Origin of the sequence: Dankookia rubra (assembly GCF_004355005.1) — a bacterium.
GTDB classification, from domain to species: Bacteria; Pseudomonadota; Alphaproteobacteria; order Acetobacterales; family Acetobacteraceae; genus Paracraurococcus; species Paracraurococcus ruber_A.
Genome location: NZ_SMSJ01000033.1, coordinates 18,635 through 31,793 on the forward strand (window position 1 = coordinate 18,635; position 13,159 = coordinate 31,793).

Annotated in this window: 14 protein-coding genes; 7 read left to right on the top strand and 7 right to left on the bottom strand. The window is 72.7% G+C overall.

Annotation, left to right across the window (positions count from 1 at the left end):
- The first annotated feature begins 10 nt into the window (after positions 1-10).
- The 4 genes from E2C06_RS20660 to ligA are packed head-to-tail and all read left to right on the top strand — an operon-like array spanning position 11 to position 5,182.
- Entirely contained in the window at positions 11-871 is an 861-nt protein-coding gene (locus tag E2C06_RS20660) for an outer membrane protein assembly factor BamD (RefSeq protein WP_241671391.1), read from the top strand.
- A gap of 26 nt (positions 872-897) precedes the next feature.
- Positions 898-2,577 carry a DNA repair protein RecN gene (gene recN, locus E2C06_RS20665; RefSeq protein WP_133290511.1) on the top strand — a complete coding sequence of 560 codons (1,680 nt, stop codon included), beginning with the start codon at positions 898-900 and terminating at the stop codon, positions 2,575-2,577.
- Complete coding sequence (locus tag E2C06_RS20670; protein ID WP_133290512.1) at positions 2,574-3,044, top strand: GNAT family N-acetyltransferase; 471 nt, start codon at positions 2,574-2,576, stop codon at positions 3,042-3,044. The genes recN and E2C06_RS20670 overlap by 4 nt, the downstream gene beginning before the upstream one ends.
- Positions 3,041-5,182 (top strand): NAD-dependent DNA ligase LigA, encoded by a 2,142-nt coding sequence (gene ligA, locus E2C06_RS20675; RefSeq protein WP_133290513.1) that lies wholly within the window; start codon positions 3,041-3,043, stop codon positions 5,180-5,182. The genes E2C06_RS20670 and ligA overlap by 4 nt, the downstream gene beginning before the upstream one ends.
- Before the next feature lie 15 nt (positions 5,183-5,197).
- Here the strand turns inward: ligA and E2C06_RS20680 are convergent, their stop codons facing one another.
- On the bottom strand, positions 5,198-5,530 hold the full coding sequence (locus tag E2C06_RS20680) for a hypothetical protein (RefSeq protein WP_133290514.1): 333 nt from the start codon (positions 5,528-5,530) through the stop codon (positions 5,198-5,200).
- 125 nt (positions 5,531-5,655) lie between these two features.
- Positions 5,656-6,132 carry a DUF427 domain-containing protein gene (locus tag E2C06_RS20685; RefSeq protein ID WP_133290515.1) on the bottom strand — a complete coding sequence of 159 codons (477 nt, stop codon included), beginning with the start codon at positions 6,130-6,132 and terminating at the stop codon, positions 5,656-5,658.
- Positions 6,133-6,204: 72 nt separating this feature from the next.
- On the opposite strand from E2C06_RS20685, the gene E2C06_RS20690 reads away from it, so the two are divergent.
- On the top strand, positions 6,205-7,224 hold the full coding sequence (locus E2C06_RS20690) for an NADP-dependent oxidoreductase (protein WP_133290516.1): 1,020 nt from the start codon (positions 6,205-6,207) through the stop codon (positions 7,222-7,224).
- A gap of 140 nt (positions 7,225-7,364) precedes the next feature.
- On the opposite strand, the gene E2C06_RS20695 is transcribed toward E2C06_RS20690, so the two are convergent.
- Genes E2C06_RS20695 through E2C06_RS20715 form a run of 5 tightly spaced genes read right to left on the bottom strand, consistent with a single transcriptional unit; the run spans position 7,365 to position 11,574 of the window.
- A complete protein-coding gene (locus E2C06_RS20695; protein ID WP_133290517.1) occupies positions 7,365-8,660 on the bottom strand; it encodes an aspartate aminotransferase family protein in 1,296 nt (431 codons plus the stop codon).
- A 54-nt stretch (positions 8,661-8,714) separates the two neighbouring features.
- On the bottom strand, positions 8,715-9,374 hold the full coding sequence (locus E2C06_RS20700) for a pyridoxamine 5'-phosphate oxidase family protein (protein ID WP_165982524.1): 660 nt from the start codon (positions 9,372-9,374) through the stop codon (positions 8,715-8,717).
- Positions 9,361-10,113 carry an SDR family oxidoreductase gene (locus E2C06_RS20705; protein WP_133290519.1) on the bottom strand — a complete coding sequence of 251 codons (753 nt, stop codon included), beginning with the start codon at positions 10,111-10,113 and terminating at the stop codon, positions 9,361-9,363. The genes E2C06_RS20700 and E2C06_RS20705 overlap by 14 nt, the downstream gene beginning before the upstream one ends.
- Positions 10,114-10,156: 43 nt before the next feature.
- A complete protein-coding gene (locus tag E2C06_RS20710; protein ID WP_133290520.1) occupies positions 10,157-10,870 on the bottom strand; it encodes an ATP-binding cassette domain-containing protein in 714 nt (237 codons plus the stop codon).
- Positions 10,870-11,574: an ABC transporter permease gene (locus E2C06_RS20715; RefSeq protein WP_133290521.1), complete on the bottom strand. Its 705-nt coding sequence runs from the start codon at positions 11,572-11,574 to the stop codon at positions 10,870-10,872. Before E2C06_RS20715 ends, E2C06_RS20710 begins: the two co-directional genes overlap by 1 nt.
- Before the next feature lie 294 nt (positions 11,575-11,868).
- Here E2C06_RS20715 and E2C06_RS40350 point away from each other — a divergent pair, with 294 nt between their 5' ends.
- Together E2C06_RS40350 and E2C06_RS20725 are read left to right on the top strand one after the other, a co-directional pair.
- Entirely contained in the window at positions 11,869-12,603 is a 735-nt protein-coding gene (locus tag E2C06_RS40350) for a cold-shock protein (protein ID WP_133290522.1), read from the top strand.
- Positions 12,604-12,685: 82 nt separating this feature from the next.
- The gene (locus tag E2C06_RS20725; protein WP_133290523.1) at positions 12,686-13,132 is read left to right on the top strand and encodes an RrF2 family transcriptional regulator; all 447 of its coding nucleotides are present in this window, start codon (positions 12,686-12,688) and stop codon (positions 13,130-13,132) included.
- Positions 13,133-13,159 lie beyond the last annotated feature (27 nt).

Below are 13,159 nucleotides of genomic sequence, written 5' to 3' on the forward strand. Positions count from 1 at the left end.
CGACCGGGCCATGATGACAAGACGCCTCCCCACCCTGCTCGTTCTCTGCCTCGGCCTCGCCGCCCTGCCGGGCTGTTCCTGGTTCGACAATTGGGACGGCAAGCAGGCCAGCCTGGACGGCGAGCGCCGGATCGCCAACGCCACGGTCGACCCCTCCCCGGAAGGCCTCTACGGCGCCGGCGTGGAGGCCCTGCAGGCCCGGCGCTACGCCGCCGCGGCCGACTACTTCGACCAGATCGAGCGCGACCATCCCTATTCGACCTGGGCGACCAACGCCAAGCTGATGTCGGCCTATGCCGAGTACCAGCGCAACCGCTACACCGAGGCCATCGGCGCGCTGGACCGCTTCATCCAGTTGCATCCGGCGCATCGCGACATCGCCTATGCCTTCTACCTGCGCGCGCTCTGCTACTACGAGCAGATCGCCGACGCGCAGCGCGACCAGCGGACCACGGAACAGGCCATGGCGGCGCTGCAGGACGTGGTGAACCGCTTCCCCGAAACCGCCTATGCCCGCGACGCCCGGCTGAAGCTCGACCTCGGCCGCGACCACCTGGCGGGCAAGGAGATGAACATCGGCCGCTATTACCAGCGCCAGCGCCTCTATGCCGCGGCGATCGGGCGCTTCAAGCGGGTGGTCGAGGAATACCAGACCACCAACCACGTGCCCGAGGCGCTGCACCGGCTGACCGAGATCTACCTGACCCTCGGCCTGACGGAGGAGGCGAAGAAGACCGCCTCGGTGCTCGGCCACAATTTCCCCGGCAGCCCCTGGTACCAGGACAGCTACGCCCTGCTGGTGGCGGGCGCCGAGGCCTCGGCGCCGGACCGGCCGGGCTTCGCGCGCCGCGCCTGGAACTGGGTCTTCTGAGGAACAGGGCGGGTCGCACGCCACCCATGCTGGCCTCCCTCGCTATCCGCGACGTCGTCCTGATCGAGCGGCTGGACCTGGCCTTCGGCGCCGGGCTGACCGTGCTGACCGGCGAGACCGGTGCGGGCAAGTCGATCCTGCTGGACAGCCTCGGCCTCGCCTGCGGCGTCCGGGCCGAGGCGGGGATGGTACGCGCCGGCCAGGCGCAGTGTTCCGTCACCGCAGCCTTCACGCCGCCCGAGGGTCATCCGGCCTTCGCCGTACTGGAGGAACAGGGCATCGAGCGGGACGACACGCTGGTGCTGCGCCGCGTGGTTCAGGCCGATGGCCGCAGCCGCGCCTTCGTCAACGAGCAACCCGTCGGCGTCGCCCTGCTGCGGCGGCTGGCGGCGACCCTGGTCGAGGTGCAGGGCCAGCACGACCAGGTCGGCCTGGCCGACCCCGCCACCCATGCCGGGCTGCTGGATGCCTTCGGCGGGCTGGAGCCGAAGCGCCATGCGACGGCCGCCGCGCATCGCGCCTGGCGGGACGCCACGCGCGCCCTGGCCGCGGCACGGGAGGCGATCGCCGCCGCCCAGCGCGACGAGGAATTCCTTCGCCACGCCGTGCAGGAGCTGGCCGACCTCGCCCCGGTGGAGGGCGAGGAGGAGGAGCTGTCGAAGGAGCGCCAGCGCCTGCAGCAGGGCGAGCGGCGCAGCGAGAGCATCGCCGCGGCGCTCGCCGAATTGCAGCCGCGCGACCGCCGCCGCGGCGGCCCCGGCGATGCGCTGCGCGGCGCCGCCCGGGCGCTGGAACGCCTCCCGGCGCCGAACGAGGAGGCGCAGCCGATCCTCGGCTTCCTCGCCCAGGCACAGGACGCGCTGGCCGAGGCGGAGACGCTGCTGCAGCGGCTGATGCATGAGGGCGGGCCGGACCCGCGCCGGTTGGAGACGCTGGAGGACCGGCTCTTCGGCCTGCGCGCCGCCGCCCGCAAGCATGCCGTGCCGGTGGTGGAGCTGCCCTCGCACCTGGCGCAGCTGAAGGAACGGCTCGGCGCGCTGGATGCGGGGACCGAGCGCGTGGCCGGGCTGGAAGCCGCCGCCGCCACCGCCCGCGCCGACTACCTCGCGGCCGGCCGGGCGCTGACCGAGGCTCGCCAGGCCGCGGCCAAGCGGCTGGAGGCGGCGCTGGCGAAGGAGCTGCCGCCGCTCAAGCTCGACCGCGCCCGCTTCGTGGTCGAGGTCGCGCCGCGCGAGGAGGGCGGATGGGCGGCCGACGGCATGGACCGCGTCACCTTCCTCGTCTCCACGAATCCTGGGCAGACGCCGGGGCACCTGCAGAAGATCGCCTCGGGCGGCGAGCTGTCGCGGCTGATGCTGGCGCTGAAGGTGGTGCTGGCGCGGGGCTCGCCGGTGCCGACCCTGGTCTTCGACGAGGTCGATGCCGGCATCGGCGGCGCCACGGCGGCGGCGGTGGGCGACCGGCTGGCGCGCGTCGCGGAACGGCTGCAGGTGCTGGTGGTGACGCATAGCCCGCAGGTCGCGGCGCGCGGGGCGCAGCAGCTGCGGGTCGCCAAGTCGGTGAAGGGCCAGCGCGCGGCGACGACGGTCGAGCCGCTGGACAAGCGGGAGCGGCGCGAGGAGATCGCCCGCATGCTGGCGGGCGAGCGGGTGACCGATGCGGCACGGGCGGCGGCCGACAGCCTGCTGACCGGCGGGCTGCTGTGATCCGGGCGGCGGTCCCGGCCGATGCAGCGGCGCTGGCCGGCATGCTGCGCGCCATCAACGACGAGCCGGGGCTGCGGCCGGAGCGGATCTCGGCGGCCAGCGTGGCGCGCGACCTGATCGGGGACCCGCGGGCGCTGGTGCTGCTGGCCGAGCAGGCCGGCGAGGCGCTCGGCTTCGCCACGGCGCATGCCTGCTACGACAGCGGCCATAGCCGCTGGGGGCTCTTCCTCAACGACCTTTATGTCGCGCCCGAGGCCCGGCGGCGCGGGATCGGCCGCGCCCTGGTCGGCGCCGTTGCCGCGGCGGCGCTGGCGGAGGGCGGCAGCTTCCTCTGGTGGAATGCCGATGCGGGGGACGACCTGGCGCTGCGCTTCCACGCCAGGCTCGGCGCCGAGGCGGCGCCGGTGACCGATTTCCTTCTCGCGGGCGATGCCTTCCACCGGCTCGCAGCGGGGGATGCGCCATGACCGGGACCGCGCGCCGCGCCCGCCCGCCCGAGGCGCTGGACGAGGCCGAGGCCGCTGAGGAACTCGCCGCGCTGGCCGCCGAGATCGCCGCCGCCGACATCGCCTACCACCAGCAGGACGCGCCGGAGATCACCGACGCCGACTACGACGCGCTGCGCCGGCGCAACGCGGCGATCGAGGCGCGCTTCCCGCGGCTGAAGCGGGCGGATAGCCCCTCGGACGCCGCCCCCGGCGCGGCACCGGCGGCGGGCTTCGCCAAGGCGCGGCACGGCACGCCGATGCTCAGCCTCGGCAATGCCTTCGCGCCCGAGGATTTCGCCGAGTTCGCCCGCAGCATCCGCCGCTTCCTCGGCCTGGCCGAAGCGGAGGTGCTGGCCTTCGTCGCCGAGCCGAAGATCGACGGGCTCTCGGTCAACCTGACCTACGAGAACGGCAGCTTCCAGCGCGGCGCGACCCGCGGCGACGGCACCGAGGGCGAGGACATCACCGCCAACCTGCTGACCCTGTCCGAGCTGCCGCGCGCGCTGCCGCCGCCCTTCCCGGAGCGCATCGAGATCCGCGGCGAGGTCTTCATGACCAAGGCCGACTTCCTCGCCTTCCAGGCCGAGCAGACGCGGCTGCATGCCGAGCGCGAGCGGCGGCGCGAGGCCGGGGAGAAGGTCGGCGAAGCCGTCCGCATCCCGGCCAACCCGCGCAACGCCGCAGCCGGCTCGCTGCGGCAGCTCGACCCGACGATCACCGCACGGCGGCCGCTGAAGCTCTTCGCCTATGCGCAGGGTGTCTCCAGCGAGCCGGTCGCTGAGACGCATTCCGGCTACCTCGACCGGCTGAAGGACTGGGGCTTCCGGGTGAACCCGATGTCGGAGCTGCTGCCGGACGAGCGAGCGGCCGAGGCCTTCCAGGCGCGGATGGCGGAGCAGCGCGCCGGCCTCGCCTACGACATCGACGGCGTGGTCTACAAGCTGGACCGGCTGGACTGGCAGACCCGGCTCGGCTTCGTCGGCCGGGCGCCGCGCTGGGCCATCGCCTGGAAATTCCCCGCCGAGCAGGCCATCACGAAGCTGCTGCGGATCGAGATCCAGGTCGGCCGCACCGGGGCGCTGACGCCGCGCGCGGTGATGGAGCCGGTGAATGTCGGCGGCGTCATGGTGCAGCACGCGACGCTGCACAACGAGGACGAGATCACGCGGAAGGACATCCGCGTCGGCGACATGGTGGTGCTGCAGCGGGCCGGCGACGTCATCCCACAGGTGGTCTCGGTCGTGCTGGACAAGCGCCCGGCCGACAGCAAGCCCTTCGCCTTCCCCGACACCTGCCCCTTCTGCGGCAGCCATGCCGTGCGCCCGCCGGGCGAGGTGGTGAAGCGCTGCACCGGCGGGCTGATCTGCCCGGCCCAGACGATCGAGCGCCTGAAGCACTTCGTCGCCCGCAACACCCTCGACATCGACGGCTTCGGCGAGGAGCGGATCGTCCAGCTGCGCGAGGCGGGTCTGCTGGCCTCCCCGGCCGACATCTTCCGCCTGCCGGCGCACGAGGCGCGGATCGCGGCGATGGAGGGCTGGGGCGCGCTGTCGGCCCGAAACCTGGTGCGGGCCATCGAGGCGCGGCGGCGGCCGCCTTTCGACCGCTTCATCTTCGCGCTGGGCATCCGCCGCATCGGCGAGGCCAATGCCAAGCTGCTGGCACGCCACTACCATTCCCTGCCGGAGTGGCGGGAGCGGATGCTGGCAGCACGGATCATCGGCTCCGAGGCGCGGGAGGAGCTGGGCTCGATCCAGGGCATCGGCCCGGCCATCGCTCAGGAACTGGTCGACTTCTTCGAGGAGCCGCACAACCTGGCGGCGCTGGACGACCTGGCGCGCTACGTCACGCCCGAGCCGGTCGCCTTCACCGCGGATGCGGATTCGCCTTTCGCCGGCAAGGTGCTGGTCTTCACCGGCACGCTCGGGACGATGACCCGGCCGGAGGCCGAGGCGCGCGCCGAAGCGCTCGGTGCCAAGGTGACCAAGGGCGTGTCGAAGAAGACGGATTTCGTGGTGATCGGGGCGGATGCGGGCAGCAAGGCCACGAAGGCGGCCGAGCTTGGTGTCCGGGTGCTGACCGAGGCCGAGTGGCGGGAGCTGGCGGGGCTCGGCTGAGCCCCGCCCGGCGGCTCAGCCGCCCTTGTTGCCTTCGCGTCGGCCGCCGGTCGGCAGCGGCACCGGCGTGGGGCTGCCGGCGCCACCGGAAGGCGCCGTCCCGGTATAGTCGATGGTCGGCTTGGACCCGGTGTCGCCGGCGCTGCGGGTGCCGGTGAAGGTGGCCGTGCCGCCCGAGGCATTGGCGCTATTCGCGCCCATGGTATCGCGCGCCTGCTGCTGCAGCGGCGCGGCGCCCGGCCCGGTCGAGGTCCCGGCGATCGGCGGGCCGCTGGTGGTCTTCACGTCGGCGCAGGCGGCCAGGGCCAGCCCGGCGGCCAAGGCAAGCGTGAGAGTGTGGATTCGCATGCGGTGTCATCCCCCAAAAGGTTCCGCCGCCACCCTCGCCCCGTTATCGGTGCAATGCCGATCACAACGTCTTGCCGTCCGCGCAATGCGGCGGCCATCCGCTTCACGATTTTGAGCGCGTTGCCCTACCAACCCAGGGTGCCGGGCCCGCCCTTGAAGGGTCCGACCAGTTCCGCGGTGATCCAGCCGCCGTAGAAGCCGCCGGGCTGCGGCGCCACCCGCTCGTCGTCCACGAAGCAGGCCTCCATCCGGCCGGCATAGACGGCGACATGGTCCTGGATATCGGCGAAGGCTGGGGTTGGGTCCGGGTAGGACCAGCCGGCCGCCTCCGCCACCACGCCGCCGGCAGCAAGGGTCCAATAGCGCGCCCGGCCCTTCCACTCGCAAAGGCTGCCGCCGGGCGCGGGGCGCAGCACGCCGGGGCGGAAGGCCTCGGGCGGCAGGTACCAGCTCGAGGGGTGGAAGGTCTCCAGCACCCGGAAGGCATCGCGGGTCTCGGCGATGGTCTCGCCGCCGAGCAGGATGCGGACCAGGCGGTTGCTGCGTTCGAGCCGCGGCGGGCGGGGGTAGTCGGCGACGCGTTCGGTGGGGCGCTGGGTCATGCAGCGCAGGTGGCCCCCTTCCCCCGGGCTGCAACCGGGGCAATGTTGCGGCCATTCCAAGGGAGGACCGCCATGACCAACGCCAACCTGCAGGTGCTGCTGCGCCGCCGCCCCAAGGGCGCCCCGGTGCCCGAGGATTTCGAGATCGTCGAGACGGCGGTGCCGGAGCCGCGGGAGGGCGAGGTGCTGATCCGCCACCAGTACCTCTCGCTCGACCCCTACATGCGCGGCCGCATGGCGGAGGCGAAGAGCTACGCCAAGCCGGTCGAGCTCGGCGCGGTCATGGAAGGCCGTGCGGCGGGCGAGGTCGTCGCTTCCAAGGCACCGGGCTTTGCCCCGGGCGACATCGTCGCGGGCGGCTACGGCTGGCAGCGCTATTCCTGCGTGAAGGCCGCTGGGCTGATCAAGGTGGACCCGAAGGAGGCGCCGCTCTCGGCCAATCTCGGCGTGCTCGGCATGCCCGGCCTGACCGCCTGGGTCGGGCTGGAGGATATCGGCATGCCCAAGTCCGGCGAGACGGTGGTCGTCTCCGCCGCCTCGGGCGCGGTGGGCCAGGTCGTCGGGCAGATCGCCAAGATCAAGGGCTGCAAGGTCATCGGCATCGCCGGCGGGCCGAAGAAGTGCCAGTACGTGACGGAGGAGCTGGGCTTCGACGCCTGCATCGACCACCGCGGCGACCTCGACGCGCAGCTCGACGCGGCCTGCCCGGAGGGGATCGACGTCTATTGGGAGAATGTCGGCGGCCCGGTGCAGGCGGCGGTCTTCCCGCGCTTCCGCGATTTCGGCCGCATGGTGATGTGCGGCGTCATCAGCCAGTACAACTCGGTCGAGGGCGCCGACAGCTTCGGCGGTGCGCCGGGGCCGAACCTGGGCGCCGTGGTCCGCAAGCGGCTGCGGATCGAGGGCTTCATCGTCAGCGACAAGGGCTGGCCGCGCTACGGCCAGTTCCGCAAGGAGATGCTCGGCTGGATGGCGGATGGCCGGATGACCTGGCGGGAGGACGTGGCCGAGGGGCTGCGCAATGCGCCGCAGGCCTTCATCGGGCTGCTCGAGGGGAAGAACTTCGGCAAGCTGGTGGTGAAGGTCGATTGAGGAAGGTCGGGGAGGGAAAAGGGTATTCCCTCCCCGAACCCCACCCTTCCCTTCTGAAAGTCGGCGACCGCCGCGCGGCGAGTGCCGACTCCCAAAAATAGATGAGGGGTCCGGGGAGAATACCTTCTCCCCGGCCTTTCCTACCCCACCTTCCGCGGCAGTGCGGCGATAGCGCCGGCGAAGGCCTGCAGCGTCTGCTCAAGGTCCTCGGCGGTATGCGCCAGCGACATGTAATACTTGCTGTCGCCCTTCAGGATGCCGGCCGCCCGCAGCTGAGTGTTGAAATGCTTCTGCAGCGCGGCATCGGCGCGCAGCGTGCTGCGGTAGTCGCGCACCTCCTCGGCGCTGAAGACCACGTCGAAGAGCGGCGGCTCGCCGACGATCTGCGCCGGCAGCCCGGCCTTCCTCAGCATGCCGTCGATGCCCGACATCAGCGTCCGGCCGCTGGCGAAGACCTGTTCATAGGCGCCGGGGCGGCGCAGCACCTCGAGCGTGACAAGGCCGGCGAGCGCGGCGACCGGGTTGCCCGAGAGTGTTCCCACCTGCATCAGGAAGCCGTCGTCGCCGACGATTCCGCGGTCGAAATGCGCCATGATGTCGGCCCGCCCGGCGATCGCCGCCAGCGGGAAGCCGCCGCCGATGATTTTTCCTAGTGTGCAGAGGTCGGGCGTCACCCCGTAGTAGGATTGAGCGCCGCCGTAGGCGAAGCGGAAGCCCGTCACCACCTCGTCGAAGATCAGCGGGATGCCATATTGCGCGGTGATGTCGCGGATGCCCTGCAGGAAGCCCGGCGCCGGCGGGATCAGCCGCTGGAACGGCTCGAGGATCACCCCGCCGAGCTCGTCGTGATGCGCCTCGATCAGCGCCCGCGCCGCGTCCAGGTCGTTGAAGGGAGCGACCAGCACCTCGTCCCGCGCGCTCTTCGGGATGCCGGCCGAATCCGGCACGGCGGTCGGGAAATTCGCCAGGCGCTTGGGGGCCAGGCTCATCAGCCCCCAGTCCGACATGCCGTGGTAGCCGCCCTCGAACTTCAGGATGCGGTCGCGGCCGCGGAAGGCGCGGGCGACGCGCATCGCGTACATGTCGGCTTCCGAGCCGCTGCTGACGAAGCGGACCTGCTCGGCGCAGGGCATGGCCTCGACGATCACCTCGGCCAGGCGAATGCCGTGCTCGTTGTTGGCGAAGAAGGTCGTGCCGCGCGGCACCTGGGCCAGCACCGCCTCCGTCACCTCGGGATGCGCATGGCCGATGAACATCGGGCCGGAGCCGAGCAGGTAATCCACGTATTCGTTGCCTGAGACATCCCACACCCGGCCGCCGCGGCCTTCCCGGATGATGATGTCCGAGGCGAAATTGCCGAAGCCGCCGGCCGGCAGGACGCGGTGCGCCGTCCGCACCAGCGCCTGTTCGTCCAGGCTGCGCGTGATCCCGTCCATCGGCCCCACCCCATCGCTGCGTCGCGGGCAGGCTAGAACAGGATCAAGCGGCCGTCACACCCGGTGCGGGTCGTCCCGCGGCAGGATGTCGCGGATATAATCCCGGCCCTTCCATTCCGGCGCACGCTGGCTGCCGTCCGGCCGCGGCAGGTAGGCGGAGGGCGCACTGCCGGCGAGGTCCGGGATGTAGCGCGGGCAATTCGGGAAGATGTCGGTGACCGCGACGCGCACCAGCCGCCGCGCGCCGGGGATGGCGGCGATCCGCACGGGATCCTCGACCAGGCTGGCCTGGCCGCGCAGGCGTAGCCGCAGCGACCTCCCGTCGAAGGCGATGAACAGCATGCCGATGGATGGGCTTTTCAGGATGTTCCCGAGCGAGAGGTACATCGAATTGCCGTCGTAGTCTGGGAATTCCAGCTCGGCCGGGCCGGTGACGCGGACGAAGCCGGGCGGGCCGCCCTTGAAGCTGCAGTCGACCGCGCCCTCCGCCGCGGTCGCCAGGAAGAAGAAGGGCGCCGCCTCGATCAGTGCCACATGCTCCGGCGCGAAGGCCGCAGCGCGGCGGCGCGCCTCCAGCGTGTCGGCGACCCGGCGGCCGTCGAAGCGGTCCTGCAGCGCGCGGTTGCCGTCATGGAAAAGGGCGCTGCCCGACGCAGCCGGTTCACGCGCCGCGCCGTCTGCGCCCGGCGATCGGGCACTTTCACCAGATGGCATGGCCACCATCCACCACCAGCGTCGCGCCGAGCATGAAGGAGCTGTCGTCGGAGGCGAGGAAGACGATCGCCCGGGCGATCTCCTCCGGCTGCGCCACACGGTTGAGCGGGGAGCGCGCAGCCAGCGCCGCGGTGAAAGCCGCCGGGTCGTTCGACCGCGCCAGCATGCCCTCGAAGTAGGAGGTCGCGGTCGGCCCCGGCGCCACCGCATTGATCCGGATGCCCTGCCCCGCATGGTCGATCGCCATGGCCCGGGTCAGCGCATCCACCGCGCCCTTGGTCGCCACATAGGCGGCGCGGTCGCGGATCCCGACGATGGCGATGTTCGACGCCGTGTTGACGATCACCCCGCCCCCCCTCGCCGCCATGATCGGGATGGCGTGCTTGGCGCAGAGAAACACGCCCTTCACGTTGACCCGGAAAATCGCGTCCCAGTCGGCCTCCGTGGTCTCGGTCACCGCACCCTGGATGCCGAAGCCGGCATTGCTGAGCAGCACGTCGATCCGGCCGAAGCGGGCGGCCGCGGCCTGCATGGCGGCGGCCACCTCCGCCTCCGCCCCGACATCGGCCGTGATGGCCATTCCCGGCCGGGCCAGTGCCGCGGCGACCGCCTCGGCCGCGGCGGGGTCGCGGTCGATGCAGGCGACGGTGGCGCCTTCCTCGGCGCAGAGCAGCGCCGTGGCGCGGCCGATGCCGGCCCCCGCACCGGTGATGACCACGACCTTGTCCCGCAACCGCATGGCGCTTCCCCGTTCCGTCGCGCCCAGTATGCCCAAGCCCGGCTCAGGCCAGCAATTCGCCCCGCAGAAAGGCCGCGGCCTCGGGCGCGGCGGGCCCGGCGAAGAAGGCTGCCGCCGGCGCGTGGTCCAGCAGCCGGCCGCGGTGCAGGAACGCGACCTCCCCCGCCAGCCGCCGCGCCTGGGCCAGGTCGTGCGTGGTCATGACGATCTTCGTCCCCCGCGCGGCGATGCCGGCGATCGCCGCCTCCACCGCCCGGGTCGCCGCCGGGTCGAGGCTGGCGCAGGGCTCGTCGAGGAACAGCACCTCCGGCGCCAGGGCGGCGGCGCGGGCGAGCGCCAGGCGCTGCTGCTCGCCGCCCGAGAGCCGCCGGGCCGGCCGCCCGGCCAGCGCCGCCAGCCCGGACTCGGCCAGCGCCGCCTCCGCCCGCGCCCGCCGCGCCGCGCGCGGCAGCCCGGCCAGGGCCAGCGGGTATTCGAGGTTGGCGAGCGCCGTCCGCCGCAGCATCACCGGGCGCTGGAAGACCATGGCGTCGCGCTTCGGCCCAGGCCCCGCCCAATGGATGCGCCCGGCGCCCGGCGGCAGCAGCCCGTGCAGCAGCCGCAGCAGCACCGACTTGCCCGCGCCGTTCGGGCCGATGACCAGCAGCGGCGGCCCGGCCTCGATCGCCAGCGTCACGCCCCGCAGGATGGCGACGCCGCCGGCGGCATAGCCGAGCCCCTCGGCCAGCAGGGGCAGCGCGGCCTCCGGCGCCCGCATCAGCCGCCCGCCCGCGCCGCGGCGTCGCGCAACACTTGCGCCGCGACGTTCACCGCCAGCACGATCGCCATCAGGATGCCGCCCAGCGCCAGGGCCAGCGGCAGGTCGCCCTTGCTGGTCTCAAGCGCGATGGCGGTGGTCATCACCCGGGTGAAGCCCTCGATGTTGCCGCCAACCACCATCACCGCGCCGACCTCGGCGCTGGCCCGGCCGAAGCCGGCCAGCAGCACGGTCAGCAGCGCGAAGCGGCCGTCCCGCAACAGGGTCGGCACCGCCCGCCAGGGGCCGGCGCCGAAGGAGCGGAGCTGCTCGGCATACTCCTCCCAGAGCGGCTCCATGGCCTGGCGCGACAGGGCGGCGAGGATCGGCGCGATCAGCAGGGTCTGGGCGATGACCATGGCCGCCGGGGTGAACAGCAGGCCGAGCCCGCCGAGCGGCCCGCTGCGCGACAGGGCCAGGTAGATGAGCAGCCCCGCGACCACCGGCGGCAGGCCCATCAGCGCATTCAGTGCGACGATGATCGCCTGCCGGCCCGGGAAGCGCGTCACCGCCAGCAGGGCGCCGAGCGGCAGGCCGGCCAGCGCGGCGCAGAGCGTCGCGGCCAGGCTGACCCGCAGCGACAGGCCGACGATCCGCAGCACCGCCGGGTCGCCCTCGGCGACCAGGTGCAGCGCGGTGGCAAAGGCGGCCCCGAGATCGTTCACGCGAATCCCCGTTCCGGGCCACGGTGCGGGGCGCCCCGGGGCCTGGTCAACCGGCCGGCGGCGCCGGTTTCTGCCGCGATTTGCCGCAGCCTGCCGCCCGTTTGGCCGGATATAGACGATACGATATCGAAATTTCATCGCTGCGCTCAGATTTCCACGATGGGCTGGCGCGCGAAGCGAGAAGGCTTATGCTAGGTGCTTGGCGTATGCCATTCGCTGTCCAAGGGGGCAGATGAAGGCAGGCCGGGTTCCGGAAACGGGGCGTGGCCCGTGGAGCACCGAAGAGTTCGAGAGATGGCCAAAAACGAAAGCTGGCGCCCCCGCAAGCCCCGCAAGCGCGGGTTTGACGACGATACACCCGAGTTTGGCGGCGGTGGTGGTGGCTGGGGAGCCCCACCCCCCTTCCCGATCCCGAGCGGCCCCCCGGCCTCCCGCGGTCCCTCGGTCTTTGCCACGGGTCCCGAGGTCGAGGCCACGGTCAAGTGGTTCAACCCGGAGAAAGGCTTCGGCTTCGTGGAGCTCGGCAACGGCTCCGGCGACGCCTTCCTGCACGTCTCCGTGCTGCAGCGCTCCGGCAGCGACGCGGTCAACCCGGGCGCCGGGCTGCGCGTCCGCGTCGGCCCCGGGCAGAAGGGCCAGCAGGTGACCGAGGTGGTCGAGATCACCAGCCCCGGCGAGCCCGGCGGCGGCGGTCCCGGCGGCGGCGGTGCGCCGCGTTCGGGTGGCTTCGGCGACCGGCCGCCCCGTCCGGGCGGCTTCGGCGACCGGCCGCCTCGGGCCGGCGGCTTCGGCGGCGGCGGCTTCGCCCCCTCCGGCCCGGCCGAGGAGATGCGCGGCACCGTGAAGTGGTACAGCGCGGAGAAGGGCTTCGGCTTCGTCTCCCCGGAAGGCGGCGGGCGCGACGTCTTCGTGCATGCGACGGCGCTCGAGCGCAGCGGCATCCCGCCGCTGACCGAAGGCCAGTCGGTGACCATGCAGGTCGTGCAGGGCAAGAAGGGCCCGGAAGCCTCCACCCTCACCCGCGGCTGAGCGGGAGAGGCCGAGGCCCGTGAGGAAGGGCGGCGCCCCGGCGCCGCCCTGAGGGGCACCCGCCCCCTGGGAGGAAACACGCATGCTGCTGCGCCGGGAACGGGCGATGACCGCGGTGGCGATCGTGCTGGACGTAGCCTTCCATGCCGGCCGCACCGAAGCGGTCAGCGCCGCCGACATCGCCGAACGGCTGGGCCAGGCGCGCCGGGGCATCGAGCCGGTGCTGCAGGCCCTCTCGCGCGCCGGGCTGCTCGACAGCATCCGCGGGCCGAAGGGCGGCTACCGGCTCGGCCGTCCGCCGCGCGACCTGCGGCTGGCCGAGATCGTCTCCACCGCGCTCGACGAGGATGGCGGTGCCGAGGCGCCGGCCGGGCGGCTGCAGGCGGCCGTCGTGCAGCCGCTCTGGACCGAGATGGAAGCGCTCTGCCGCGAGCATCTCGCGCGCCTGACCATCGCCGACCTGATCAAGCGCGCCGCCGCGGCCGGGGTGAAGCGGCCGACGGTGGAGCCGCTGAACTTCGTGATCTGAACCGGGCCGGCAAGGGCGAGGCCGGGC

Excerpts from the sequence above, each read along its gene's own strand:
- E2C06_RS20660 (WP_241671391.1), top strand. The coding sequence starts at position 11 with ATGATGACAAGACGCCTCCCCACCCTGCTCGTTCTCTGCCTCGGCCTC.
- recN (WP_133290511.1), top strand. The coding sequence starts at position 898 with ATGCTGGCCTCCCTCGCTATCCGCGACGTCGTCCTGATCGAGCGGCTG.
- ligA (WP_133290513.1), top strand. The coding sequence starts at position 3,041 with ATGACCGGGACCGCGCGCCGCGCCCGCCCGCCCGAGGCGCTGGACGAG.
- E2C06_RS20680 (WP_133290514.1), bottom strand. The coding sequence starts at position 5,530 with ATGCGAATCCACACTCTCACGCTTGCCTTGGCCGCCGGGCTGGCCCTG.
- E2C06_RS20685 (WP_133290515.1), bottom strand. The coding sequence starts at position 6,132 with ATGACCCAGCGCCCCACCGAACGCGTCGCCGACTACCCCCGCCCGCCG.
- E2C06_RS20690 (WP_133290516.1), top strand. The coding sequence starts at position 6,205 with ATGACCAACGCCAACCTGCAGGTGCTGCTGCGCCGCCGCCCCAAGGGC.
- E2C06_RS20695 (WP_133290517.1), bottom strand. The coding sequence starts at position 8,660 with ATGGACGGGATCACGCGCAGCCTGGACGAACAGGCGCTGGTGCGGACG.
- E2C06_RS20700 (WP_165982524.1), bottom strand. The coding sequence starts at position 9,374 with ATGCCATCTGGTGAAAGTGCCCGATCGCCGGGCGCAGACGGCGCGGCG.
- E2C06_RS20705 (WP_133290519.1), bottom strand. The coding sequence starts at position 10,113 with ATGCGGTTGCGGGACAAGGTCGTGGTCATCACCGGTGCGGGGGCCGGC.
- E2C06_RS20710 (WP_133290520.1), bottom strand. The coding sequence starts at position 10,870 with ATGCGGGCGCCGGAGGCCGCGCTGCCCCTGCTGGCCGAGGGGCTCGGC.
- E2C06_RS40350 (WP_133290522.1), top strand. The coding sequence starts at position 11,869 with ATGGCCAAAAACGAAAGCTGGCGCCCCCGCAAGCCCCGCAAGCGCGGG.
- E2C06_RS20725 (WP_133290523.1), top strand. The coding sequence starts at position 12,686 with ATGCTGCTGCGCCGGGAACGGGCGATGACCGCGGTGGCGATCGTGCTG.